The following is a 23,836-nucleotide window of genomic DNA, read 5'->3' on the forward strand; positions in this document are numbered from 1 at the left end:
GGACAAATTGATTTCGATTAATTTGATCTTGCTCACATATAATCAATCATGATTGAATATAATCATTACCGCGCGGCGGTAGCCGATTAAGGAGAGAGAATGACTTCACAGCCATGGAAAACACCCGTCTTAGTGATTGCCGATGATTTTACCGGTGCTAATGATGCGGGGAGCGGGCTGGCACGCGTCGGAGCGCGCGTGCATGTGCTGTTTGACAGCAGCACGCCGCATCCAGCTGGCAGCGCCGATGTGCTGGTGATCAGCACCGATAGCCGCGCGGTGAGCGCGCAAGAAGCGGCGCGTCGCACCCGTACTGCGCTGGAGCAGCATCAGGCGATGGCCAACGATGGCTGGCTGTTTAAGAAAATCGATTCCACGCTGCGCGGCAATCCCGGTGCGGAAATCAGCGCGGCGCTGCAGGCCTGCGGCAAAAAATTAGCATTGGTCGTGCCGGCGGTGCCAAAACTGGGCCGTACTACACGCGACGGTGAAGTCTGGATCGATCGGCAGCGTTTGATCGATACCGAATTCGCCAGCGATCCCAAAACCCCGGTCACCAGCAGCCATGTGCTGACGCGTTTGCAAATGCAAAGCGCGCTGACCGGCGAAACTCTCGACCTCGCCACGGTACGCGGCGACCAACTCACGCAGGTACTGGCGAGCAAACAGGGCTTACTGGTGGTGGATATCGAGCAGGATGCCGATCTTGCCTTATTAATGGCGGCGGCGGCCGCGTTAGATGAGCGGCCGCTATTGGCCGGAGCCTCTGGCCTGAGCGATGCGCTGGGCGAACTGCTGGCTGCCCGTCAGCCGCGTCCGGTGCTGGCGGTGGTGGGGTCGATGAGCGCGATGGCGCAGCAGCAAATTGCGCGCCTCGCCAGTCAGCGCGACATCCGCATTATCGATATTGATATCCGCCAGCTGTTTGCCCAGCCGGCCTGGCCGCAAGCCGCCGATTGGCAACAGGCGATACTGCAGGCGCTGCACGATGGCGCACATTGCGTGGTGCGGACCACGCAGCATGCCGATCAGCGTCACGACATTGAGCAACTCTGTCTGCAGCATCAGGTTTCGCGCCAGGCATTAGGTGAACGCATTTGCCAGTTTCTCGCGCAGTTAACCAGCACCGTTTGTCGTCAGGTGCAGCCTGCGGGGCTTTATCTCTCTGGCGGAGATGTGGCGATTGCCGTGGCGCAGGCGTTAGGTGCCAGCGGTTTCCAGATTCAGGGCCTGGTGGCGGGCTGTGTGCCGCACGGGGTTCTGCTTGACAGTGAATTACACCTGCCGGTGATGACCAAAGCAGGTGGCTTTGGTGACGAAAATACCCTGGTAGAAGCCATTCGTTTTATTGAGGAGAAGTTGAGTGAATAAAATTATTGCGATTACCATGGGCGATCCGGCGGGCATTGGCCCGGAGATCATCATTAAAGCGTTGGCAGAAGGTGAGTTAGCGGGCGTGCCGGCCGTGGTGGTTGGCTGTGCAAATACGCTGCGCCGGGTGATGGGGCTAAATGTGACCCCGCAAGCTGAGCTACGGGTACTTGATCAGATTAAAGAGGCACATTTCGCGCCGGGCATTATCAACGTGATTGATGAACCGCTGGCGGATGCTGATGCGCTAAAACCGGGCGTGGTGCAGAAAGAGGCGGGCGATCTGGCCTGGCGCTGTGTTAAACGTGCTACCGAGTTAGCGCTGGCCGGGGAAGTACACGCTATTGCGACCGCCCCCCTGAATAAAGAAGCGCTGCACTCGGCAGGTCATCTTTATCCTGGTCACACCGAGCTGCTGGCCCAGCTAACCAATACGAAAAATTACGCCATGGTGCTTTACACCGATAAGCTGAAAGTGATTCACGTCACCACACATATCGCGCTGCGTAAGTTCCTCGATACCTTAAACGGTGAACGTATTCAGACGGTGATCGGCATGGCCGACAGCTTCCTGCGCCGCGTGGGATTTGATAAGCCGCGCATCGCGGTAGCGGGGGTTAATCCTCATGCCGGTGAAAACGGTCTGTTCGGCGATGAAGAGATCGCTATCGTCGCGCCAGCGATTAAAGAGATGAAACAACAAGGCATTGATGTACATGGCCCATGCCCGCCCGATACCGTGTTCCTGCAGTGTCAGGAAGGGCAATACGATATGGTGGTGGCGATGTACCACGACCAAGGGCATATTCCACTCAAATTATTGGGTTTCTATGATGGCGTAAATATTACTGCGGGCTTGCCCTTTATCCGCACCTCGGCGGACCACGGCACCGCATTTGATATCGCCTGGACAGGTAAAGCGAACTCTGCGAGCATGGCAATCTCCATTAAACTCGCGATGCAGCTTGCATAGGGAAATATGAAGGGACAAAGCCGTCTCGACCAGATTATGGACTATCTGAAGAGTCATAATCTGGTCACCGTTGAACAACTGGTGAGCGCTATTTCCGCCTCGCCAGCGACCATCCGCCGCGATCTGATTAAGCTGGACATGGAAGGCGTGATTAGCCGCAGCCACGGCGGCGTTACGCTGAATCGCTTTATTCCCAATCAGCCCACTACGCTGGAGAAGATGCAGCGTAATCTGGCGGAAAAACAGGCCATCGCTCAGTTTGCCGCCCGTTATGTGCAGTCGGGTGATGCGGTAGTATTGGATGCTGGCACCACCATGCTGGAGCTGGCGCGCCAGCTGACGCATCTCAAGCTGCGCGTCATCACCGCCGATCTGCATATCGCGCTGTTTTTATCCGAGTTTAAGCAAATCGAAACCACCATAATCGGCGGACGCATTGATGATTCCAGCCAGTCCTGTATTGGTGAGCACGGGCGTCGCCTGTTGCGCAGCATCAATCCGGATATCGCCTTTGTCAGCTGTAACTCGTGGAGTATCGAACGCGGTATTACCACGCCAACCGAAGATAAAGCCGGATTGAAGATGGACCTGCTGGCCAATGCGCGCCGCCGGGTACTATTGGCTGACAGCAGTAAATACGGGTCGTGGTCGCTGTACTGCGCGGCACCCATTGATAGCCTGACCGATGTGGTGACGGATGCGCGTCTGGATGAAGCGGTATGTCGCGACCTGCGCGAGCGTGGATTGGGTTTGCAGTTAACCTAACATGTTGCAGCGTCTCCCTCTCCCGTGGGAGAGGGCATCAGCCCGCATCCAATCTGATTATTTAACGTAAGCCAGCAAACTCAGCGAATCGCGCGCTAACGACTTACACTTCTGGTCGTTGGTAATGGCGATGCCGCTCAAATCCTTGTAGCTCTCTTCACCGAGCGACTTCATGTTGTAGTTGCTGTAGTTGCTCAAATCCCAACGGTTCTGTTGGGCAAAAAACACCAGCGCTTTACGAATCTGCGCGTCCGGCAAATCCTGATAGCCACAATCGTTCTTTAGATAAACGAACACCGCGGTGAGGTCGGCCAGATCTTCTGCTTCGGATTCACTCAGGGCAAAACTGGTGGAGGAGAAGCCAAGGAGTCCCGCCAGCAGCAGGATCTTGATGCTTTTCGTCATAATCATTCTCAACAAGGGACAATTTATTGACGTTAGCACAGTTATTGCCGCTATTCCGCTAAATTTGCCCTTTTGGGCCATCTGCGGCCTTTTTATCAGCCCATTCTGTTTCAGTGCTTGACCCTCCCGCAGGGTAAAGGTTTACGCTGTGCCCTTATTCACGACAAGGATAAGAATATGCAACGTCGTCATTTTCTAAAGTTGACTGCCGCACTCAGCGCCGCCGGCGCGCTGCCGTTGTGGAGCCGCTCGCTTATGGCCGCCACGCGCCCGTTATTGCCGATTCCTTCCATTTTGGAACCTGATGCGCGCGGGCAATATACCTTAACCGCCATGACCGGCAGCAGCCAATGGAATGGCAAAGCCGTGCCTACATGGGGCTACAACGGCAGCTTGCTGGGGCCAGCTCTGCGACTACAGCGCGAAAAAGCCGTTACGGTGAACATTCATAACCAACTGCCCGAAGCCACGACGTTGCATTGGCACGGCCTGGAAATACCCGGCGATGTCGATGGCGGACCGCAGGGCATTATCGCCCCAGGCGCCACGCGACAGGTGAGTTTCACCCCGGATCAACCGGCGGCGACCTGTTGGTTCCATCCGCATCAACATGGCAAAACCGGCTATCAGGTGGCGCAAGGCCTGGCGGGTTTGGTGCTGCTGGAAGATGAGGCCTCCGGCAAGCTGCGTCTGCCGATGCAGTGGGGTGAAGACGATGTCCCCTTGATCTTCCAGGATAAACAGCTGAACAAAGCGGGCACGAAAATCGATTATCAGCTCGATATCATGCAGGCCGCCGTCGGCTGGTTTGGCGATTTAATGCTGACCAACGGCGTGCCTTATCCACAGCATGCGGTACCGCGCGGCTGGCTGCGTCTGCGCTTATTGAACGGCTGTAACGCGCGTTCGCTAAACATCTCCACCAGCGATCGTCGCCCACTGTATGTGATTGGCAGCGACGGCGGTTTGCTCGCTGAGCCAATAAAAGTGCAGAACCTGCCACTGCTGCCGGGTGAACGTTTTGAAGTGATGGTGGATACCTCGGATGGCAAAACCTTCGACGTGGTAACGCTACCCGTGACGCAAATGGGCATGACGTTAGCGCCGTTTGATCAACCCCTTCCGCTGGTGCAGATCCTGCCGCTGCGTGTGATGGCGAGCGGCACGTTGCCGGATAAGCTGGTGGATCTGCCGCCGATCCCGTCGACCGATGGCCTGCAAAGCCGCTGGCTGCAGCTAATGATGGATCCGCAGCTTGATCAGCAAGGTATGCAGGCGCTTATGGATCGTTATGGCGATAAAGCCATGGGCGACATGAAAATGGACCACGGCAACATGGACATGAGCAGCGGCGACAAGCCGATGGACCATGGCAATATGGCGATGGATCACAGCAGCCACGGCAAAGCCGCCGCGTATGATTTCCACAACGGCAACAAGATCAACGGCCAGGCTTTCAACATGACCAAGCCGATGTTCCATGCTGAACTCGGCAAGCTGGAAAAGTGGACCATCTCCGGCGAAGGCGATGCGATGCTGCATCCGTTCCACATTCACGGCACTCAGTTCCGCATCCTGTCAGAAAATGGCAAGCCGCCGGAGCCGCACCGCGCCGGATGGAAGGACATTGTCAGCGTCAACGGCTGGCGCAGTGAAGTGCTGGTGCGCTTCAACTATGTTGCTAACGCTGAAAATGCCTATATGGCGCATTGTCATCTGCTGGAACATGAAGATACCGGCATGATGCTCGGTTTTAGCGTTAGTTAAGCGCTGCCTCGAGCGCCAGGCGCATATCTTCAATCAAATCATCGGCGTGTTCGATGCCAATTGATAAGCGAATGGTCGCGTCGGTGATACCGATACGCTGACGCACTTCCTGCGGCACGCCTGAATGGGTGGTGCTACCTGGATGGCTGGCGAGCGATTCCGTGCCGCCGAGGCTCACCGCCAGCTTGAACAGCGCCAGCGTATTGAGGAAGCGGAATGCGGCCGGTTGTCCGCCTCGAATATCAAACGAGAACGTCGATCCCGCGCCGCTGCACTGGCGCTGATAGGTCTGGCCCGCCGGGCTCTCTGCATCCAGATACGGCAGCCAATGCAGTTTTTCCACTTGCGGATGATCGCGTAAAAATGCCGCCACTTTCTCCGCATTACTCGCCGCTTTCTCCATCCGCAGCGACAGCGTTTCCAGCGATCGACCAATCATCCAGCTAGAGTGTGGATCGAGTTGCGTACCGATGGCGCTGCGCAGCGATCGCACTTTACCGATCAACGCTTTGCTGCCCAGCACCGCGCCGGCAATCAAATCCGAATGGCCGCCCACGTATTTGGTTAACGAATAGAGTGACAAATCCGCGCCATGCTGCAGCGGATGCTGAAACACCGGGCCCAGCAGCGTGTTATCGCAGGCGAGAATGGGGCGCGAGCCTTGCTGCTGAGCAATCACCTCCGCGACCTCCTGCATCAGTTTGATATCCACCAAACTGTTGGTGGGATTGGCTGGCGTTTCAATCAAAATTAGCGCCACGCGCCCGCGTTGCCATGCCATTTTCGCCGCTTCATGCACCTTGTTTTCACTGGTGCCATCGCTAAAACCGACCGCTTTGATTTCCAAATCGTGCAGCGTTTTACTTAACAGCGTTTCGGTGCCGCCGTACAGCGGCTGAGAATGCAGAATCACTTCGCCCGGGCGGGCAAACGTCAGCAGCGTGGTGGCAATTGCCGACATGCCAGAAGAAAACAGCGCAGCGCTCTCGGCACCTTCATAGATGGCCAGCCGATCCTCAACGATTTCGCTGTTGGGATGGTTAAAGCGCGAATAGACCAGGCCGCCACTTTTGCCTTCCGGCGGCTGCTTGCGTCCGGCGACAAAATCGAAAAAGTCCTGTCCCTCTTCGGCGCTGTTAAACACAAAGGTGGAGGTAAGAAACACCGGCGGTTTAACCGCGCCTTCTGACAACTGCGGATCGTAACCGTAATTCAGCATCTGCGTTTCCGGATGCAAATCGCGCGTACCCATCTGTGTTTTTTTACTGGATGAAGCGGTCATAGGAACTCCAGAACCAAGCGGTGAAGGGGCGAACTCATCCATACAGTTAACGTCAGCGCGATAAATTTCGCCACGAAATCGTTTGCGTTGTGTGCGCAGCGTTAGACGCCCGTTCGTCTATGATAGACTTCGTGGCTTTCCAAAAACCGTTATTGGACGCATGCAATGAAACATACCGTCGACGTGATGATCTCCGAGCAAGAGATTGCAACCCGCATTGCCGAACTGGGCACGCAGATTAACGAACATTACCGCGACAGCGGCAGCGAAATGGTGTTGGTGGGTCTGCTGCGCGGCTCCTTTATGTTTATGGCCGATCTGTGCCGCGCTATCGACGTGCCGCATGAAGTCGACTTTATGACGGCGTCAAGCTATGGCAGCGGAATGTCGAGCACCCGCGACGTGAAAATTCTCAAGGATCTTGATGAAGATATTCGCGGCAAAGATGTGTTGATCGTCGAAGACATCATCGATTCCGGCAACACCCTGAGCAAAGTACGCGAGATTCTGCGCCTGCGCGAGCCAAAGTCGCTGGCGATTTGTACGCTGCTGGATAAGCCAGAGCGCCGCGAAGTGGATGTGACCGTGGAATATGTCGGCTTCACCATTCCGGATGAATTCGTGGTGGGCTTCGGTATCGATTACGCCCAGCGCTATCGCCATTTGCCGTATATCGGCAAAGTTATCCCAACTGGCGAATAACCGCACAATCTTCCAAGGCTAATCTCTCCCGCCTGAGATAAACTGCGCAGCCCGTGAGCCAGCGGCTTATGGGCTGGCTCGACTCTCTGCTAAACTCCATTGATTTCTTAATCTTAATGACCTGCGACAGCGCATGCAGATTCGCGCGCATCGGCTTTTTTCATCTGGCTTTGATGTCACTACAACAAGGTATGGATTCGCAATGACATATGCACTGGAAATTTCCGGGCTAACCAAAACCTATCCCGGCGGCGTACAGGCGCTGAAAGGACTCGATCTCAACGTAGAAGCGGGGGATTTTTACGCCTTGCTGGGCCCCAACGGCGCCGGAAAATCGACCACCATCGGTATTATCAGCTCGCTGGTGAATAAATCCGGCGGCAGCGTGCGCGTATTTGGTTATGACCTGCAAAAAGATGTGGTCAATGCCAAGCGTCAGCTCGGGCTGGTGCCGCAGGAGTTCAACTTTAACCCGTTTGAAACTGTGATGCAGATTGTGGTCAATCAGGCCGGTTATTACGGTGTTGAACGCGCTGAAGCCAATAAACGCGCGGAAAAATACCTCAATCAGCTCGATCTATGGGGCAAACGCAACGAACGTGCACGCATGCTCTCGGGCGGCATGAAGCGTCGCCTGATGATTGCGCGTGCGCTGATGCATGAGCCGAAGCTGCTCATCCTCGATGAACCCACTGCCGGCGTTGATATCGAACTGCGCCGCTCTATGTGGAGCTTCCTGAAAGAGCTGAACATCAAAGGCACCACCATTATCCTCACCACGCACTACCTGGAAGAGGCGGAGATGCTGTGCCGCAATATCGGTATTATCCAGAGCGGCGAGCTGGTGGAAAACACCTCGATGAAAGGGTTGCTCTCCAAGCTGCAATCCGAAACCTTCATTCTGGATCTCGCTCCGCGCAGCCCGCTGCCGCAGCTGGAGGGCTTCCAGTATCGTTTGGTGGATACCTCCACGCTGGAAGTGGAAGTGATGCGCGAGCAGGGGCTGAACAGTGTGTTCAGCCAGCTGAGCGCGCAGGGCGTGCAGGTGCTGAGTATGCGTAACAAAGCTAACCGCCTTGAGGAGCTGTTCGTCAGCCTGACGCAGGGAAAAACAGGAGTGAAAGCATGACGCACTTGTATTGGGTGGCGCTCAAGAGTATCTGGAGCAAAGAGATTAACCGCTTCGCCCGCATCTGGATTCAGACGCTGGTACCGCCTGTCATCACCATGACGTTGTATTTCATCATCTTCGGCAACCTGATTGGTTCACGTATCGGTGATATGCACGGGTTCAGCTACATGCAGTTTATCGTGCCGGGCCTGATTATGATGGCGGTGATCACCAACGCTTATGCCAACGTGGCGTCGTCGTTTTTCAGCGCCAAGTTCCAGCGCAATATTGAAGAGCTGCTGGTGGCGCCGGTGCCGACGCACATTATCATTGCCGGTTATGTCGGCGGTGGCGTGGCGCGTGGCGTGTGCGTGGGCATTTTGGTTACTGCGATTTCCCTGTTCTTCGTGCCGTTCCACGTGCATTCGTGGTCGATGGTGGCGCTGACGCTGCTGCTCACTGCCATCCTGTTCTCGCTGGCGGGCCTGCTGAATGCGGTCTTCGCGCGCACTTTTGATGATATCAGCCTGATTCCTACCTTCGTGCTGACACCGTTAACCTATCTGGGCGGCGTGTTCTACTCGCTGACGCTGCTGCCGCCGTTCTGGCAAGCGGTGTCGAAGCTGAATCCGGTGGTGTATATGATCAGCGGCTTCCGTTACGGTTTCCTCGGCATCAACGATGTGCCGCTGGTGTTTACGCTCTCGGTGCTGATTGCCTTTATCGTGGTGTTTTACGTGCTGGTGTATACGCTGATTCAGCGTGGCAGGGGATTACGTACGTAATGACGGTCGCGGTCGCCAGCAGTGGCGACCCGCCGAGTAACAAGGGCGCGGTGTAAAAACCGCGCCCTTGTTGCATCAGGCGACCTGAACTGGCAACGCCTTGGCAAGGCGCTTCATCTCATTATCACCTTCGAAATAGGCGACTTTCGGCTGCCAGCTGCGGGCGACTTCATCTTCTACCTGCACATAAGAACAGATGATCATAATATCGCCAGCGCAGGCGCAGCGTGCGGCGGCACCGTTGACGGAGATGATCTTCGAGCCGCGTTCTGCGGCGATAGCGTAGGTGGAAAAACGCTGGCCGTTGGTGACGTTATAGATATCGATGGCTTCATATTGCAGAATGCCGGACGCGTCGAGGAAATCCTGGTCAATGGCGCAGGAACCTTCGTAATGCAAATCCGCCTGGGTCACTTTAACGCGATGCAGTTTGCCTTGAAGTACGGTACGTATCATAGCGGGATAACCTTTGTATGCTGCTAATAAACGACGGAACGTTACTCCGTCAGATCCACTTGCTGATTATCGATCAGACGCGCATTGCCCAGCCAGGCTGCCATCAGGATCACCGCGCGTTGGCTATCAACCGTCAACGCTTGCAGCGTGGCGGCATCGCAAATGGCCAGTCCGTCTGGACGGAACCCCTTTTCACGTAGCGCGGCTTCCGCTTGTTCAATAATCTCTTCCACACGACGTTCGCCCTTGCTCAGGCGTTCAGCCATGCTGTTCATCACCTGGCTTAAGCCCGCCGCGATTTTACGCTCGTCGGCGGTGAGATAGCCATTGCGCGAGCTTAGCGCCAGGCCATCTTTGGCCCGCACGGTAGGTACGCCAACAATTTCAATATCGAAGCCCATATCCGCCACCATCTTGCGGATAATCGCCAGCTGTTGAAAATCTTTCTCGCCGAAGCAGGCGATGTCGGGCTGCACCAGATTGAACAATTTGCTGACGACGGTGGAGACGCCGCGGAAATGGCCCGGACGGCTGGCGCCTTCCAGCAGCGATGAGAGTCCCGGTACTTCGACAAACGTCTGGCTATCGAGACCTTGCGGGTAAACCTCCGCTGGCGCCGGCGCAAATACCACATCGACGCTGTGACGATTGAGCTTCTCGCAATCGTCCTGCAACGTGCGGGGATAACGCGCCAAATCGTCGGGGCGATCAAACTGCATCGGGTTTACGAAAATCGACACCACCACAATATCGGCCCGTTCTCGCGCTTCATCGACTAACGTCAGATGACCGTCATGCAGGTTGCCCATGGTGGGCACCAGCGCGATACGTTTGCCTGCCTGACGCCAGCGACGAATTTCACGACGCAGCAACGGCAGTGTTTCAATGATCAGCACTGCAAATCTCCTGATTTACTGGAAACTGTGTTCAGCGGCTGGATAGGTGCCCGCCTCAACGTCGGCAATATATTGGCGAATCGCCGCACGAATGTCGCCGGTTTCGGCGAGGAAATTTTTGGCAAATTTGGGAATGTGGCCGCCGGTAATGCCAAAGGCATCATGCATCACCAGAATCTGACCGTCGGTGACATTACCGGCACCGATACCAATTACCGGCATCGACAGCGCTTTAGTGACGCGTTCGGCTAATGCCACCGGCACGCACTCCAGCACCAGCAGCTGCATGCCAGCGGCTTCCAGCGCCAGCGCATCGGCCAGCAGACGTTCGGCGGCGGCTTCATCGCGTCCCTGAACCTTGTAGCCACCGAATACATTCACCGACTGCGGCGTCAGGCCCAGATGACCACATACCGGCACGGCGCGCTCGGTCAGCATGCGCACGGTTTCTGCCAGCCACTCGCCGCCTTCCAGCTTCACCATGTTGGCGCCGGCACGCATTAGCTGCGCGGCGCTGGTGAAGGTCTGCTCCGGCGTGGCGTAACTCATAAACGGCAAATCGGCCATCACCAGCGCATGCGGTGCGCCGCGACGGACGGCGGCGGTGTGATAAGCGATATCCGCCACGGTGACGGGCAGGGTCGATTCATGGCCCTGCACGGTCATGCCCAGCGAATCACCAATCAGCATCACCTGAATGCCCTGGTCGGCAAACAGGCGGGCAAAACTGAAGTCATAAGCCGTTAGCGTGGCGAATTTGCGGCCGCTGGCTTTCAGTTGGCGTAAATGGGAGATAGTTGTCGGTTTCATCACACACTCCAGAGTTTTCTGATGCGCGCAGTGTACTACGGGTTACTCAGACCACAAACGGATAGCGCTGCGATCGAGCGTGGCAAGAATGGCGGACAATGCTTGTCCATTCGGCAGCGACAGCTGCGGGGCAATTTCCAGCAGCGGCACCAGCATAAAAGCGCGGTTGTGCATGTCGTAGTGCGGCACGGTAAGACGTGGCGTAGTTATCGTGGCGTCGCCAAACAGCATGATGTCGAGGTCCAGCGTGCGCGGTCCCCAGCGTTCGGCTTTGCGCACGCGCCCGTGTTTCAGCTCAATGCGTTGGGTGTGATCGAGCAGGGCTTCGGCGTCCAGCGCGGTTTCCAGTTCAACCACCGCATTAAGGTAATCGGGCTGATCCGGCGGGCCGTAGGGCGGTGTGCGATACAGCGAAGAGGTTTTGATGCGCGAGGTGTGTGGGATGGCATCGAGCGCGGCCAGCGCTGCATCAACCTGATGCAGCGGATCGGCCAGATTACTGCCTAAAGCGAGGTAAACGCGGGTCATTGCGCGCTATTGGTATCGCGACGTGGCCCGGTTGGACGGCGACGCGGACGACGCGGTTTACGGCGTGGTGCCGGATCGTCGCCCAGCGTGGTCATCATGGTTTTTTGCTGAACCGGCGCGGCCGCCTGGAACTCACCCCACCAATGCGTCAGCTTTTGCAGCTCTGGATTGTTTTCCACCTCGGCACGCAGCGCCAGCAAATCGTAGGCCGCGCGGAACTTAGGATGCTCCATCAGCTTCCACGCACGCTTGCCGTGACGGCGTGACATACGCAGTTGCAGCTGCCAGATATCGCGAATCAGCGTGGTAATACGCTTCGGAATCGCCAGAGCACGGCAGGCTTCATCCAGCGTTTCGTTCATCGACAGTGCGAAGGCATCGTAATAGGTCAGGCCGCTTTCCTGCGCTATACGCTCGGCGGATTCCAGCTGTGGATACCAGAACATTGCACCGAACAGGAACGCCGGATTCACGCGCATATCATTCTGAATACGGGTATCGGTGTTTTTCAGCACCTGCGCCAGCATGCGTTCCATCAGGCTATCGCTTTCAGCGGTGAAGCCGCGCGTTAGCGTTGGGAACAGCGGCTGGAAAAGCTGATATTCACGCATCATTTGATAGGTGCGGTAGCCGTAACCGGCCTGCAGCAGCTTCAGCGACTCTTCAAAAAGACGCGCCGGAGGAATATCGTTGAGCAGGGTAGCCAGACGTGGAATCGGCTCGGCGGTTTCTGCCGCGATGCGCATCTCGAGCTTGGCGGCGAAGCGCACCACGCGCAGCATGCGCACCGGATCTTCGCGGTAGCGGGTTTCCGGATCGCCAATCAGTCGAATGATGCCTTCCTGCAAATCGTGCAGGCCACCAACATAATCACGGACGGTGAAATCCGCCACGCTGTAATAGAGGCTGTTGATGGTGAGATCGCGGCGCTGAGCATCGTCTTCTATGCTGCCGAAAATGTTGTCGCGCAACAGCATGCCGTTCTGGCCGCGCTGCGAACTATTGCGATCTTCTTCACTCTCTTCCTGATGATGACCACGGAACGTCGCCACTTCGATCACTTCCGGACCGAACATCACGTGCGCCAGACGGAAACGACGTCCCACCAGGCGGCAGTTGCGGAACAGCTTACGCATCTGCTCAGGCGTGGCGTTGGTGGTGATATCAAAGTCTTTCGGCTTGGTGCCCAGCAGCAAATCGCGCACGCCGCCGCCAACCAGGTAGGCTTCGTATCCGGCTTTATTCAGACGATAGAGCACTTTGAGGGCGTTTTCGCTGATATCTTTGCGTGAGATGTTGTGGCTTTCTCGTGGAATGACGGTCATCAGACTCTCAGCTTCCACCTCTTCAGGCGCCTCCTCATCACGCTTGAGGACTCTCCGGCAAAAATTAGCGACTCGGGTAAAAATGGGACACCTCGACAGTGATAAAAGGGTGTTAATAAAATCAGCGGCTAATCATAGCCTGTTGAGAACCATTTAGGAATGGCGATGTCATTTCATCGGGCTTCATGGCGTTCTGCAACGGAATCAGGCGGATATTCCACTGTGCGACAGCCTGTTTCAGCAGGCTTTCCAGCGATTCATCCTGCCAACCTTCACCTACCGGCTGGCCCAGGAAGCGCAATGCCTGGACTAAAAGCGGTCGCGCATCACCAGTGGGCAGCGCGGGCGCATGATTCTGTTTGGAAAGCTTATTGCCATCCTGATTGATTGCCAGCGGCAAATGCAGGTACGCCGGCACCGGCCAGCCGAACTGCTGATAGAGCGCAATTTGCCGTACGGTGGGTTCAATTAAATCCGCGCCGCGTACAATCTCGTTCACGCCCTGAAAATGGTCGTCAACCACCACCGCCAGGTTATAAGCAAACAGCCCATCACGGCGATGAATAATAAAATCTTCCTCTGCTAACCGTTCTTCCGCCTGTAAATGCCCGCGCAGGCAATCGTCAAAGCCATACACCGGCGCATGCTGGCGCAGGCGCAGTGCGGCATTCTCCCGCGGCAGCTGCAAATCGCGGCAATGGCCGTCATAACTGCCGCCGAGCAGCTGAATACGGCTGCGCGGGCAGCTGCAAAAGTAACTTTGACGATGGGTTTGGAGCCAGCTGAGTGCGTCACGATAGGCTTCATGACGCTGTGACTGCCATAGAACGTCGCCATCCCAATGCAAACCATAATGTTCCAGCTGCTGCAAAATACGCGTTGCCGCACCGGGAACTTCACGGGGGGGATCAATATCTTCAATACGAACCAGCCAGCGTCCCTGTTGCGCGCGCGCGCTCAGGTAACTGCCTAATGCGGCGATGAGCGAACCAAAATGCAGGTCACCAGAAGGAGAGGGAGCGAAGCGCCCGATGCAGGGAGAGGTTGAAGTGTTCATAAAGAAGTGTACCGCACGGCGGGAAAACCAGCATTTTCCCGGCTGTGCGGTAACAGTCTGCTCACGGCCATTAGCCTGCCATCTGCTTCTCGCGGATTTCTGCCAGCGTTTTGCAGTCAATGCAGAGATCGGCAGTCGGACGCGCTTCAAGGCGGCGAATACCAATTTCTACACCGCAGGAATCACAGTAACCGAAATCGTCGTCATCCACTTTCTTGAGCGTTTTCTCAATCTTTTTAATGAGTTTGCGCTCACGATCGCGGTTACGCAATTCCAGGCTGAACTCTTCTTCCTGTGCGGCACGGTCGACCGGATCCGGGAAGTTGGCAGCTTCGTCCTGCATATGTGACACAGTGCGATCTACTTCATCCCGAAGTTGGTTGCGCCAGGCTTCCAGAATCTTACGGAAGTGACCTAGCTGGGCGTCGTTCATATACTCTTCGCCCGGTTTCACCTGATACGGCTCCACTCCAGCAATGGCGAGGATACTCAGGGACGATGTTTTACGGTTTTGCCCTTCTTGCATGTTGTTTCTCCTGGATAACACGCACTATCGATTCCCTTAAAGGGAAAAAAACAGGCCGCTATAAATAGCAGAAGCAATCAAGGTTGGCAATTAATCCTGACCACTACTTGACAAGCCTCTGAAGAATCGCGTATTCAGCGCCTCGCCCAGAACATTCCTATCACAGCAAATTGCTATAAATATTACAACGCTACGTTAATTGGATGCGTAAGTAATATCTGTAAAGGTGATATCTGAGCACGGTACGCTAACACTTCCACACCACAGCGTTGCGCCTGTTCCAGTAGTTCTGCGTATTGCACGTCGATATGGCGTGCCGGGGAAACGTCCTCAATCCCCGTATGCAAAACAGCGAACAACAAAACGGCCCGATGGCCTTCTGCCACGATAGTGCTAAGTTCGCGCAGATGTTTCTGGCCCCGAGTCGTCACAGCATCCGGAAAGTAGCCTTTACCTAGATGTAAAAGGGTGACGGACTTGACTTCAATATAGCAGTTCGATCGGCCCTCCGCTTGCAGCAGGAAGTCAATTCGGCTTTTTTCCGTGCCGTATTTCACTTCAGGCTGGCAATGGCTGTAAGCGGATAATTCCGGAATCGTATTGAGAGTCAGCGCCTCACGCACCAATTGGTTAGCGCGCAGGGTATTCACGCAGATCCAGTGGCCTTGTTGGGTCTCGGTGAGCTCCCAGCTGTGCGGATATTTGCGCGTGGCGCTGGTGGAGGTTGAGTACCACACGGTATCACCCGGCGTGGCGCAGCCGGTCATCGCGCCGGTGTTAGCGCAGTGAATGGTCAGCGTTTCGCCTTCTGGCGTTATCACATCGGCTAAAAAACGTTTGTAGCGGGCGATTAAGCGGGCGGGTCTGAGCGGCGGATCGAACTGCATTTATACTCCTGTCGATGAGGGCAGCGGCCAGCGGGCTAGCGCCTGATAGCGCGTGCGCCCGCCAGCAACGTTCGATGCAAACAAGGTGAAATGGCGGATATCAGCGCGCCAGTGAAAGCCGCGCGGCGGCAGCGTAACCTGATGCGCGGCGTGACGCAGCAGCGTGACGTGTGGATGAAAAGGCTGTGGACTCTGCGCACAACCATGACGTGCGGCCTGTGCGCGTAGCAGGCTGGCAAGTTGCAATAAACCGCGCGGCGCACGCTGGCAACCTAGCCACACCACGCCGGGACGCGGCCAGTGGCCGGCATCATCCAGATCCAGCGCAAAGCCCGGTTGCACGATGCGCGAGGCTAACCGCTGCAGCTTGCGCGATGTCTCATCGCTCACCTCGCCAAGAAACGCCAGCGTCAGATGCAAATTGGCCGCCGCCACCGGTTTACCCGCCTCCGCAGCAAAGTTATCTGCACGCCACTGCACCAGCTGTTGCTGAAGCGGAGCGGGCAGTTCAAGGGCAAAAAACAGACGTTGCGTTGCCAGGTTGGCCTCCGGTAATCCGCGTCGTAGAGTGCTACAATGCGCGCCATCTTAGCACAGGCATTTTGGGAGTTGAGTTTGAGTGAGTTACCGGTAAGCGAGGTGCTGCCCGAATTGCTGGCCGCGCTGGCGCAGTCGCCACAGGTGCTGCTGGCGGCGCCAACGGGCGCAGGTAAATCCACCTGGCTGCCGTTACAGCTGCTGCAACACGGTCAATTACCGGGCCGCATCATCATGCTGGAACCGCGTCGGTTAGCTGCACGCAACGTGGCACAGCGTCTGGCAGAGCTGCTCGACGAGCAGCCAGGCGGGACTGTCGGCTATCGCATGCGCGGCGAAAGCTGTTGCGGCGCCACTACCCGACTGGAAGTGGTAACGGAAGGCATTCTGACGCGCATGCTGCAGCACGATCCGATGCTGGAAGGCGTGTCGCTGGTGATCCTCGACGAATTCCACGAGCGCAGTTTGCAAGCGGATTTAGCGCTGGCGCTGCTGCTCGATGTGCAGCAGGGACTGCGCGACGATCTGAAGATCTTGCTAATGTCAGCGACGCTCGATAACCAGCGTTTGCGTCAGCTGCTGCCGGACGCGCCCTTTATTGTGTCGGAAGGCCGCAGCTTCCCGGTCACACGCCGTTATGCCTCGCTTAATAGCCAGCAACGTTTTGAAGAAGCGGTAGCGCGCGAAGTGGCGCAGCTACTGCGCGAAGAAGCCGGTTCGCTGCTGCTGTTCTTACCCGGCGTGGCAGAGATTGAGCGGGTGAAGCGCGAGCTGGAAGCGCGCGTCAGTGAAGAGGTGGATCTGGCACCTTTATATGGCGTGTTATCGCTGGATGCCCAGCGGCGGGCAATTTTACCGTCACCGGCGGGGCGTCGTAAAGTGGTGCTGGCGACCAACATCGCGGAAACCAGTTTGACCATCGAGGGCATTCGCCTGGTGGTCGACAGCGCGCTGGAACGCTCGGCGCAGTTTGATGCGCGCAGCGGCGTAACGCGGCTGCAAACGCAGCGCATTAGCCAGGCGTCGATGACGCAGCGCGCCGGTCGCGCCGGGCGTCTTGAACCCGGAATCTGCCTGCATTTACTGCCGCAGGAACAGGCACTGCGTGCCGCGGCGCAGAGCGAACCGGAGATCCTTAACAGCGATCTGACGTCGCTGCAGATCGACTTGCTGCAATGGGGCTGCCAGGAGGCGGCGCAGCTCAGCTGGCTCGACGCACCACCGCCGCGTAATTTGCGCGCAGCGTGCGAACAATTAACCCGCTTAGGCGCGCTGAAAAATCACCAGCTCAACGCGCGCGGTCGCAAAATGGCTGCGCTGGGTAGCGATCCGCGTCTGAGTGCCATTCTGGTTGCTGCCGGGCAAGACAACAACGCCATTGCCAGCGCCGCGCTGCTGGTGGCGATTCTGGAAGATCCCCCGCGCAGCGGCAGCGTCGATCTGCGCGATGCGCTCAACCATCCGCAATCGCATTGGCAACGCCGTGCGCGTCAGTGGCAAAAACGCCTTAACGCCAGCGGCGGCAACATCAATCCCGATCTGTTTCCGCAACTGCTGGCTGCTGGTTTTGCCGATCGTCTGGCGCAGCGCCGTGGCGACAGCGCGCGCTATCAGCTGGCGAACGGCATTGGCGCAATGCTCAACGAGCAGGATGGGTTGAGTCGCTATGAATGGCTGATCGCGCCGGTGCTGTTGCAGGGCGCGAGCGCGGCGGATGCGCGCATGCTGCTGGCGCTGCCGGTGAACATCGACGCGCTAAGCCGCGAGTGCCCAACGCTGATTGAGCAACGCACCGACGTGGAGTGGGATGAGGAGAAAGGCACGTTACGCGCCTGGAAACGCGAACTCATCGGTGCGCTGGTGCTAAAAGCGCAGCCGCAGGCGCGTCCGGAAGCCGAAATATTGCATCCGGCGATGCTGCGCTGGATCCGTGAAAAAGGCTTAGCGGTACTGGGCTGGCAACCGGAGTCCGAACAGCTACGCTTGCGGGTGCAGTGTGCAGCACAGTGGCTGCCGGAAGAGGCATGGCCGCAGCTGGACGATGACAGTTTGCTCGATACGCTGGAAAGCTGGTTATTACCAGAGATGAGCACGGTGCGCGATTTGAAGGGATTGCAGGGCATCAACCTTGTCAGCGCATTATTACATTTGCTGACATGGTCACAACGCCAGCGGCTGGATAGTGTGCTGCCAACTCATTACACTGTGCCGACCGGAAGCCGCCTGCCGATCCGCTACGATGCTGAGAAGCCACCTGCGCTGGCGGTGCGGATGCAGGAGATGTTTGGCGAAGCGCAGAATCCGGCGGTGGCGGATGGCCGCATACCGCTGGTGTTGGAGCTGCTCTCACCTGCACACCGTCCGCTACAGATCACCCGCGATCTGGCAGCCTTCTGGCGCGGTGCCTATCTGGACGTGCAGAAAGAGATGAAAGGGCGCTATCCGAAGCATCCGTGGCCGGACGATCCGGCCAACGCCTTACCCACAAGGCGGACCAAGAAATTTTCATCGTGAAGCGCTTTGGATCGAATTCAGAGGGTTCTGCCATGCGCAGCACGAGAAAGCAGTTAGAGTAACGGCCGCCGCCGTAGCAATGCCTGGAGAATAAAAGCATGTCTGGGAACGATCGCGAACCTATTGGGCGTAAAGGAAAAACGCCAAAGCCACCGCGCAGCACTGCGCGTCGGGGTCGCCGCAGGGAGCTGGATGATGATATCGATCAGGACGATTTTGACGAAGAAGATGAGGAGAGTGGACCAGTGCCACCAAAAGGTAAAGGTAAAGGAAAACGACCGCCACGCGGCAAACGTCGTTGGTTAGGCTGGTTGATTAAACTCTTCCTGGTGTTTGTTGTGGTGATGGCCGCCTGGGGCGTCTATCTCGACTCGGAAATTCGCAGTCGCATCGACGGCAAAGTGTGGCAACTGCCCGCGGCCGTTTATGGTCGCATGGTGAGCCTTGAACCGGGCATGTCCTACGACAAAAAAGAGATGATTGCGCTGCTGGAAGGCACGCAGTATCGCGAAGTGTCGCGCATCACGCGTCCGGGTGAGTTCAGCGTTAAGGGCAACACCATTGATCTGCTGCGTCGTCCGTTTGATTTCCCGGACAGCAAAGAAGGGCAGATTAACGCCCGTCTGACGTTTAGCAAAAATGAGCTGAGCGAGATTAAAAACCTCGACACCGGCCGCGATTTTGGCTTTTTCCGCCTCGATCCGCGTCTGATCACCATGCTGCAGTCGCCAAACGGTGAACAACGTCTCTTCGTGCCGCGCGCCGGTTTCCCGGACCTGTTGGTCAGCACGTTGATCGCCACCGAAGACCGCCACTTCTACGAGCACGATGGCATTAGCCCGTACTCGATTGGTCGCGCGTTCCTCGCCAACCTGACTGCCGGTAAAGCGGTGCAGGGCGGCAGTACGCTGACGCAGCAGCTGGTGAAAAACCTGTTCCTCACCAACGAGCGTTCGCTGTGGCGTAAAGCGCGTGAAGCCTACATGGCGGTGATCATGGATGCGCGCTACAGCAAAGATCGCATCCTCGAGCTCTACCTCAACGAGGTGTATCTCGGCCAGACCGGTAACGATCAGATCCGCGGCTTCCCGCTGGCGAGTTTGTACTACTTTGGTCGTCCGGTGGATGAGCTGAGCCTCGATCAGCAGGCGATGCTGGTCGGCATGGTGAAAGGCGCGTCGCTGTATAACCCGTGGCGTAATCCGAAACTGGCACTGGAGCGACGTAATCTGGTGTTGCGTCTGCTGCAGCAGCAGAACGTCATCGATCAGGAGCTTTACGACATGCTGTCGGCGCGTCCGCTTGGCGTGCAGCCGAAAGGCGGTGTCATCACGCCGCAGCCGGCATTTATGCAGATGGTGCGGAATGAGCTGCAGGCTAAGCTCGGCGACAAAATGAAAGATCTCTCTGGCGTGAAAATTTTCACCACGCTGGATGCGATTTCACAGGATGCCGCCGAGAAAGCGGTGGTGGAAGGGATTCCAACGCTGAAAAAACAGCGTGGCCTGAAGGATCTGGAAACCGCGATGGTGGTGGTTGACCGCTTTAGCGGTGAAGTGCGCGCCATGGTAGGCGGTGCCGATCCGCAGTTTGCCGGTTATAACCGTGCGCTGCAGGCGCGTCGTTCAATTGGTTCGCTGGCGAAACCGGCTACCTATTTAACCGCACTGAGCCAGCCGAACAGCTATCGCCTTAACAGTTGGATCGCTGATGAGCCGATTGCGCTGAAACAGCCGAACGGCACCATCTGGAAACCGATGAATGACGATCGTCGCTTCAGCGGCAAAGTGATGCTGGTGGATGCATTAACCAACTCGATGAACGTACCGACGGTTAACCTTGGTATGACGTTGGGTCTGGATGCGGTCGTGGATACCTGGACCAAGCTGGGCGTGCCGAAAGATCAGCTGCATCCGGTGCCGTCCATGCTGCTGGGGGCATTGAACCTGACGCCGATTGAAGTGGCGCAGGCGTTCCAGTCGATTGCCAGTGGAGGGAACCGCGCGGAGCTTTCGGCTGTGCGCTCGGTGATTGCTGAAGATGGTACCGTGCTGTATCAGAGCTACCCGCAGGCGCAGCGCGTGGAGCCGGCGCAGGCCGCTTATCTCACGCTCTACACCATGCAGCAGGTGGCAGATCATGGTACCGCGCGTGCGCTGGGTGCGCGTTACCCGAATGCCCATCTGGCCGGCAAAACCGGTACCACCAATGACCTGATCGACAGCTGGTTCGCCGGTGTTGATGGCAAAGAGGTGGCGATTACCTGGGTAGGCCGCGACAACAACCAGACATCGAAGCTGTACGGTGCGAGCGGGGCGATGCAACTCTATCGCCGCTATCTCGATAATCAGGCGCCGATGCCGCTGGTGCTGACGCCACCGGAAGATATCACGCAGATGAACGTCGATTCTGCCGGTAACTTTATCTGTGGTAGCGGCAGCAGCACATGGCGTTCTCTGCCGGTGTGGTCGCTGGATCCGAATGCGCTGTGTCAGCAGCAGCAAGAGCAGGTGCAGCAACAGCAGCAGCAGTTGCAGCAGCAAGAACAACAGCAGCAGCAACAGCAGCCGCAAAACGAGCAGAAAGATTCAGACGGCGTGGCTGGCTGGATTAAGGATATGTTCGGCAGCAAATAGCATGCTGAGAAAACAGAGGGCGCTACGGCGCCCTTTTTTCATGCCTGCAACTTTGTTAATCGCGATCATGGATATGCGCGATCTGGTCGCTAACCCCGCGCAATAAGCCATTACAAGTTGCGAATATTGGCGTATTTCGCCTATTATCCGTGCGTCATAATAATCATTCTCGTTTGTATTCGCCTGCATCGACTTTTTTCGAGAGATCTCACTTATGAATACGCGAAGCACTAATCCTTGTTTTTTACGCCCGAGTTCACCCCGTCGACCGCTGGCCTGGCTTATTTCATTGACTCTGGGCACGCTCAGCGCGCAGGCGCTGGCAGAAGATACTGTCGTTGTCAGCGCGGATGGCGGCAGTGCCGTTGCGCAGGAGAGCGCGTGGGGACCGTCACCTACCATCGCCGCCAAGCGTAGCGCTACCGGTACTAAAACCGATACTCCGATTGAGAAGACCCCGCAGTCGATCTCTGTGGTCACGCAGGAAGAGATGGCGATGAAAAACGTCACCAGCGTGAAAGGGGCTTTCAACTATACGCCTGGCGTGTTGACCGGCAACCGCGGCAGTTCCAATGTCATTGATGCCCTGTCGATTCGTGGTTTCAGCGAAACGAATACCAACCAATATCTTGATGGCCTGAAACTGCAGGGTGATAACTACTCAGAGTTTGCGATCGATCCCTATTTCCTGGAACGCGCCGAACTGCTGCGCGGTCCGGTTTCGGTGCTGTATGGCAAGAGCAATCCAGGCGGCGTTGTATCGCTGGTGAGCAAACGTCCAACGCAGGAGACGCTGCGTGAAGTGCAGTTCCAAATGGGCACTGACAACCTCTTCTCCACCGGTTTCGACTTCGGCGGCTCGATTGATGATGACGGCGTGTACAGTTATCGCCTCACCGGTCTGGCGCATAGCGCTGACGCCCAGCAAGATATGAACAAAGAGAAGCGCTATACCATTGCGCCATCATTCAGCTGGCGTCCAGATGAAAATACCCGTTTCGATCTGCTGACCTATTTCCAGAACGAACCGGAAACCGGCTATTACGGTTGGCTGCCGCGTCAGGGAACCGTTGTAGGCATTAAACGTCCTGATGGCAGCGAATACAAATTGCCGACCAACTTTGATGAAGGCGAAGACAGCAACAAGATCTCGCGTAACACCAAGATGGTGGGCTACAACTTTGAGCACAGCTTCAACGATACCTGGACGGTGCGGCAGAATCTGCGCTATGCCGATCTGCGTACCGATTATCGCAGTATTTATGGCAGCAACTTTAATCCGGCCACTTTAGAGATCATTCGCGGCTCTGCCGTTTCCAATGAAAAGCTGAATCAGTTTGCGGTGGATAACCAGGCGCAAGCCAAATTTGCGACGGGCCAGGTTGATCATACACTGCTGCTGGGTGTTGATTTCCAGCGAACCCGCAACGACATTGATGCGCAGTTTGGTACCGCATCACCGCTGAGTGCAGTCAATCCACAATATGGCGACGATAGCGTAACGCCGTTTGATGATCCGTATCAGCATCTTAACAAGCAGCGCCAAACCGGCTTGTACGCGCAGGATCAGATGGAATGGAACCGTTGGGTGTTAACCCTGGGCGGACGCTACGATTACGCCATGAACTCGGTTTACGATCGCGTGACGGATAAGGTTGATCGCCAGAACGATCAGGCCTTCACCTGGCGCGGTGGCCTGAACTACGTGTTCGATAATGGGATCGCGCCATACTTCAGCTATAGCGAAGCCTTCATTCCGAACTCGGGTTCAACCTGGGATGGCCAGGCATTTGATCCTTCCCGCGCTAAACAGTATGAAGCGGGCGTGAAATACGTACCAAAAGATCGTCCTGTTGTCCTCACGGCTGCGGTTTATCAACTGACGAAGACCAAGAATCTGACGGCCGATCCGGATACGGTTAACCACCCGTTTGCCAGTATTCAGAGTGGTGAAATTCGCTCACGCGGCGTTGAGCTGGAAGCTAAAGCGGCTCTGAATGCCAACATCAACATGACGGCGTCTTATACCTACACCGATGCGGAGTATACCGAAGACACCAACCTGAAGGGCAAAACGCCAAATCAGGTGCCGAAGCATATGGCATCGCTGTGGACCGATTACACCTTCCATGAAACGGCGCTTTCAGGCGTAACGGTGGGCGCAGGCGTGCGTTATGTCGGTGAAAGTAAAGGTATCTACAGCCCCAATGACGCGGCTAACGTTAACCAAAACTTTGACGTAGCCGGTTACACCACCGTTGATGCCGCGCTGAAATACGATCTTGCCCGTTTCGGCCTGCCGGGCTCTTCGATTGGCGTGAACGTGAATAACCTGTTCGATCGTGAATACGTTGCCAGTTGCTACCGCGAATACGCCTGCTATTGGGGCGCTGAGCGGCAGATTGTCGGAACCGCGACTTTCCGCTTCTAACGCGTTTGTAGGGTGCGCATTTATGCGCACCTGAGTTTCTGGTCGCCATTAATGGCGACCTTACAATGCCCA

Annotated in this window: 21 protein-coding genes; 10 read left to right on the forward strand and 11 right to left on the reverse strand. The window is 56.5% G+C overall.

Features of this window, described 5'->3' with window-relative positions:
* The first annotated feature begins 99 nt into the window (after nt 1–99).
* The 3 genes from dtnK to AC07WB_RS03550 are packed head-to-tail and all read left to right on the forward strand — an operon-like array spanning nt 100 to nt 3,109.
* The gene (dtnK, locus tag AC07WB_RS03540) at nt 100–1,371 is read left to right on the forward strand and encodes a D-threonate kinase (RefSeq protein ID WP_494940047.1); all 1,272 of its coding nucleotides are present in this window, start codon (nt 100–102) and stop codon (nt 1,369–1,371) included.
* Nucleotides 1,364–2,344, forward strand: coding sequence for a D-threonate 4-phosphate dehydrogenase (locus AC07WB_RS03545; protein ID WP_097094904.1), 981 nt, complete (start codon nt 1,364–1,366; stop codon nt 2,342–2,344). Before dtnK ends, AC07WB_RS03545 begins: the two co-directional genes overlap by 8 nt.
* 6 nt (nt 2,345–2,350) lie before the next feature.
* On the forward strand, nt 2,351–3,109 hold the full coding sequence (locus AC07WB_RS03550; RefSeq protein WP_097094903.1) for a DeoR/GlpR family DNA-binding transcription regulator: 759 nt from the start codon (nt 2,351–2,353) through the stop codon (nt 3,107–3,109).
* A gap of 57 nt (nt 3,110–3,166) precedes the next feature.
* Here AC07WB_RS03550 and AC07WB_RS03555 read toward each other — a convergent pair whose 3' ends face one another.
* Nucleotides 3,167–3,514, reverse strand: a complete 348-nt coding sequence (locus AC07WB_RS03555; RefSeq protein WP_097094902.1) for a YacC family pilotin-like protein — start codon at nt 3,512–3,514, stop codon at nt 3,167–3,169.
* A gap of 177 nt (nt 3,515–3,691) precedes the next feature.
* Here AC07WB_RS03555 and cueO point away from each other — a divergent pair, with 177 nt between their 5' ends.
* Nucleotides 3,692–5,281, forward strand: a complete 1,590-nt coding sequence (cueO, locus tag AC07WB_RS03560; RefSeq protein WP_345827252.1) for a multicopper oxidase CueO — start codon at nt 3,692–3,694, stop codon at nt 5,279–5,281.
* Here the strand turns inward: cueO and AC07WB_RS03565 are convergent.
* Nucleotides 5,274–6,563 (reverse strand): cystathionine gamma-synthase family protein, encoded by a 1,290-nt coding sequence (locus tag AC07WB_RS03565; protein ID WP_494940048.1) that lies wholly within the window; start codon nt 6,561–6,563, stop codon nt 5,274–5,276. The genes cueO and AC07WB_RS03565 overlap by 8 nt on opposite strands.
* A 165-nt stretch (nt 6,564–6,728) precedes the next feature.
* Between AC07WB_RS03565 and hpt the strand changes: the two genes are divergently transcribed.
* From hpt to AC07WB_RS03580, 3 genes are all read left to right on the forward strand, one after another.
* Nucleotides 6,729–7,265 carry a hypoxanthine phosphoribosyltransferase gene (gene hpt, locus AC07WB_RS03570; RefSeq protein ID WP_097094899.1) on the forward strand — a complete coding sequence of 179 codons (537 nt, stop codon included), beginning with the start codon at nt 6,729–6,731 and terminating at the stop codon, nt 7,263–7,265.
* A gap of 202 nt (nt 7,266–7,467) precedes the next feature.
* A complete protein-coding gene (locus AC07WB_RS03575) occupies nt 7,468–8,394 on the forward strand; it encodes an ABC transporter ATP-binding protein (RefSeq protein WP_049851473.1) in 927 nt (308 codons plus the stop codon).
* Nucleotides 8,391–9,161, forward strand: coding sequence for an ABC transporter permease (locus tag AC07WB_RS03580; protein WP_007888752.1), 771 nt, complete (start codon nt 8,391–8,393; stop codon nt 9,159–9,161). Before AC07WB_RS03575 ends, AC07WB_RS03580 begins: the two co-directional genes overlap by 4 nt.
* Nucleotides 9,162–9,236: 75 nt before the next feature.
* On the opposite strand, the gene panD is transcribed toward AC07WB_RS03580, so the two are convergent.
* The 9 genes from panD to thpR all read right to left on the reverse strand — a co-directional run bounded on the left by panD (nt 9,237) and on the right by thpR (nt 16,186).
* Nucleotides 9,237–9,617 carry an aspartate 1-decarboxylase gene (panD, locus tag AC07WB_RS03585; protein WP_007888760.1) on the reverse strand — a complete coding sequence of 127 codons (381 nt, stop codon included), beginning with the start codon at nt 9,615–9,617 and terminating at the stop codon, nt 9,237–9,239.
* A gap of 41 nt (nt 9,618–9,658) precedes the next feature.
* On the reverse strand, nt 9,659–10,513 hold the full coding sequence (panC, locus tag AC07WB_RS03590) for a pantoate--beta-alanine ligase (protein WP_494940049.1): 855 nt from the start codon (nt 10,511–10,513) through the stop codon (nt 9,659–9,661).
* 15 nt (nt 10,514–10,528) lie between these two features.
* Nucleotides 10,529–11,323, reverse strand: a complete 795-nt coding sequence (panB, locus tag AC07WB_RS03595) for a 3-methyl-2-oxobutanoate hydroxymethyltransferase (RefSeq protein WP_494940050.1) — start codon at nt 11,321–11,323, stop codon at nt 10,529–10,531.
* 42 nt (nt 11,324–11,365) lie between these two features.
* Complete coding sequence (gene folK / locus AC07WB_RS03600) at nt 11,366–11,851, reverse strand: 2-amino-4-hydroxy-6-hydroxymethyldihydropteridine diphosphokinase (protein WP_097094896.1); 486 nt, start codon at nt 11,849–11,851, stop codon at nt 11,366–11,368.
* On the reverse strand, nt 11,848–13,260 hold the full coding sequence (gene pcnB / locus AC07WB_RS03605; RefSeq protein WP_320204508.1) for a polynucleotide adenylyltransferase PcnB: 1,413 nt from the start codon (nt 13,258–13,260) through the stop codon (nt 11,848–11,850). The genes folK and pcnB overlap by 4 nt, the downstream gene beginning before the upstream one ends.
* 37 nt (nt 13,261–13,297) lie before the next feature.
* A complete protein-coding gene (gene gluQRS / locus AC07WB_RS03610; protein ID WP_097094894.1) occupies nt 13,298–14,233 on the reverse strand; it encodes a tRNA glutamyl-Q(34) synthetase GluQRS in 936 nt (311 codons plus the stop codon).
* A gap of 70 nt (nt 14,234–14,303) precedes the next feature.
* Nucleotides 14,304–14,759 (reverse strand): RNA polymerase-binding protein DksA, encoded by a 456-nt coding sequence (gene dksA, locus AC07WB_RS03615; protein WP_007888770.1) that lies wholly within the window; start codon nt 14,757–14,759, stop codon nt 14,304–14,306.
* A 182-nt stretch (nt 14,760–14,941) separates the two neighbouring features.
* Nucleotides 14,942–15,646, reverse strand: coding sequence for a DNA/RNA nuclease SfsA (gene sfsA, locus AC07WB_RS03620; RefSeq protein WP_097094893.1), 705 nt, complete (start codon nt 15,644–15,646; stop codon nt 14,942–14,944).
* A complete protein-coding gene (thpR, locus tag AC07WB_RS03625; protein ID WP_494941050.1) occupies nt 15,647–16,186 on the reverse strand; it encodes an RNA 2',3'-cyclic phosphodiesterase in 540 nt (179 codons plus the stop codon). It lies immediately after the preceding gene.
* 36 nt (nt 16,187–16,222) lie between these two features.
* On the opposite strand from thpR, the gene hrpB reads away from it, so the two are divergent.
* From hrpB to fhuA, 3 genes are all read left to right on the forward strand, one after another.
* Complete coding sequence (hrpB, locus tag AC07WB_RS03630) at nt 16,223–18,697, forward strand: ATP-dependent helicase HrpB (protein ID WP_494940051.1); 2,475 nt, start codon at nt 16,223–16,225, stop codon at nt 18,695–18,697.
* Between the two features lie 98 nt (nt 18,698–18,795).
* Nucleotides 18,796–21,333, forward strand: a complete 2,538-nt coding sequence (gene mrcB, locus AC07WB_RS03635; RefSeq protein WP_400457972.1) for a bifunctional glycosyl transferase/transpeptidase — start codon at nt 18,796–18,798, stop codon at nt 21,331–21,333.
* Nucleotides 21,334–21,547: 214 nt separating this feature from the next.
* Nucleotides 21,548–23,764, forward strand: coding sequence for a ferrichrome porin FhuA (gene fhuA / locus AC07WB_RS03640; RefSeq protein WP_345827248.1), 2,217 nt, complete (start codon nt 21,548–21,550; stop codon nt 23,762–23,764).
* Nucleotides 23,765–23,836: the final 72 nt, after the last annotated feature.

It is taken from the genome of Pantoea sp. GW821-FHT03E06 (assembly GCF_059420725.1).

Bases quoted from the DNA above. Each gene is read 5' to 3' on its own strand.
- mrcB (WP_400457972.1), top strand. From the start codon at position 18,796: ATGTCTGGGAACGATCGCGAACCTATTGGGCGTAAAGGAAAAACGCCA.
- cueO (WP_345827252.1), top strand. From the start codon at position 3,692: ATGCAACGTCGTCATTTTCTAAAGTTGACTGCCGCACTCAGCGCCGCC.
- sfsA (WP_097094893.1), bottom strand. From the start codon at position 15,646: ATGCAGTTCGATCCGCCGCTCAGACCCGCCCGCTTAATCGCCCGCTAC.
- fhuA (WP_345827248.1), top strand. From the start codon at position 21,548: ATGAATACGCGAAGCACTAATCCTTGTTTTTTACGCCCGAGTTCACCC.
- AC07WB_RS03565 (WP_494940048.1), bottom strand. From the start codon at position 6,563: ATGACCGCTTCATCCAGTAAAAAAACACAGATGGGTACGCGCGATTTG.
- panD (WP_007888760.1), bottom strand. From the start codon at position 9,617: ATGATACGTACCGTACTTCAAGGCAAACTGCATCGCGTTAAAGTGACC.
- hpt (WP_097094899.1), top strand. From the start codon at position 6,729: ATGAAACATACCGTCGACGTGATGATCTCCGAGCAAGAGATTGCAACC.
- dksA (WP_007888770.1), bottom strand. From the start codon at position 14,759: ATGCAAGAAGGGCAAAACCGTAAAACATCGTCCCTGAGTATCCTCGCC.
- dtnK (WP_494940047.1), top strand. From the start codon at position 100: ATGACTTCACAGCCATGGAAAACACCCGTCTTAGTGATTGCCGATGAT.
- AC07WB_RS03550 (WP_097094903.1), top strand. From the start codon at position 2,351: ATGAAGGGACAAAGCCGTCTCGACCAGATTATGGACTATCTGAAGAGT.
- AC07WB_RS03575 (WP_049851473.1), top strand. From the start codon at position 7,468: ATGACATATGCACTGGAAATTTCCGGGCTAACCAAAACCTATCCCGGC.
- gluQRS (WP_097094894.1), bottom strand. From the start codon at position 14,233: ATGAACACTTCAACCTCTCCCTGCATCGGGCGCTTCGCTCCCTCTCCT.
- hrpB (WP_494940051.1), top strand. From the start codon at position 16,223: ATGCGCGCCATCTTAGCACAGGCATTTTGGGAGTTGAGTTTGAGTGAG.
- AC07WB_RS03580 (WP_007888752.1), top strand. From the start codon at position 8,391: ATGACGCACTTGTATTGGGTGGCGCTCAAGAGTATCTGGAGCAAAGAG.
- folK (WP_097094896.1), bottom strand. From the start codon at position 11,851: ATGACCCGCGTTTACCTCGCTTTAGGCAGTAATCTGGCCGATCCGCTG.
- AC07WB_RS03555 (WP_097094902.1), bottom strand. From the start codon at position 3,514: ATGACGAAAAGCATCAAGATCCTGCTGCTGGCGGGACTCCTTGGCTTC.
- panB (WP_494940050.1), bottom strand. From the start codon at position 11,323: ATGAAACCGACAACTATCTCCCATTTACGCCAACTGAAAGCCAGCGGC.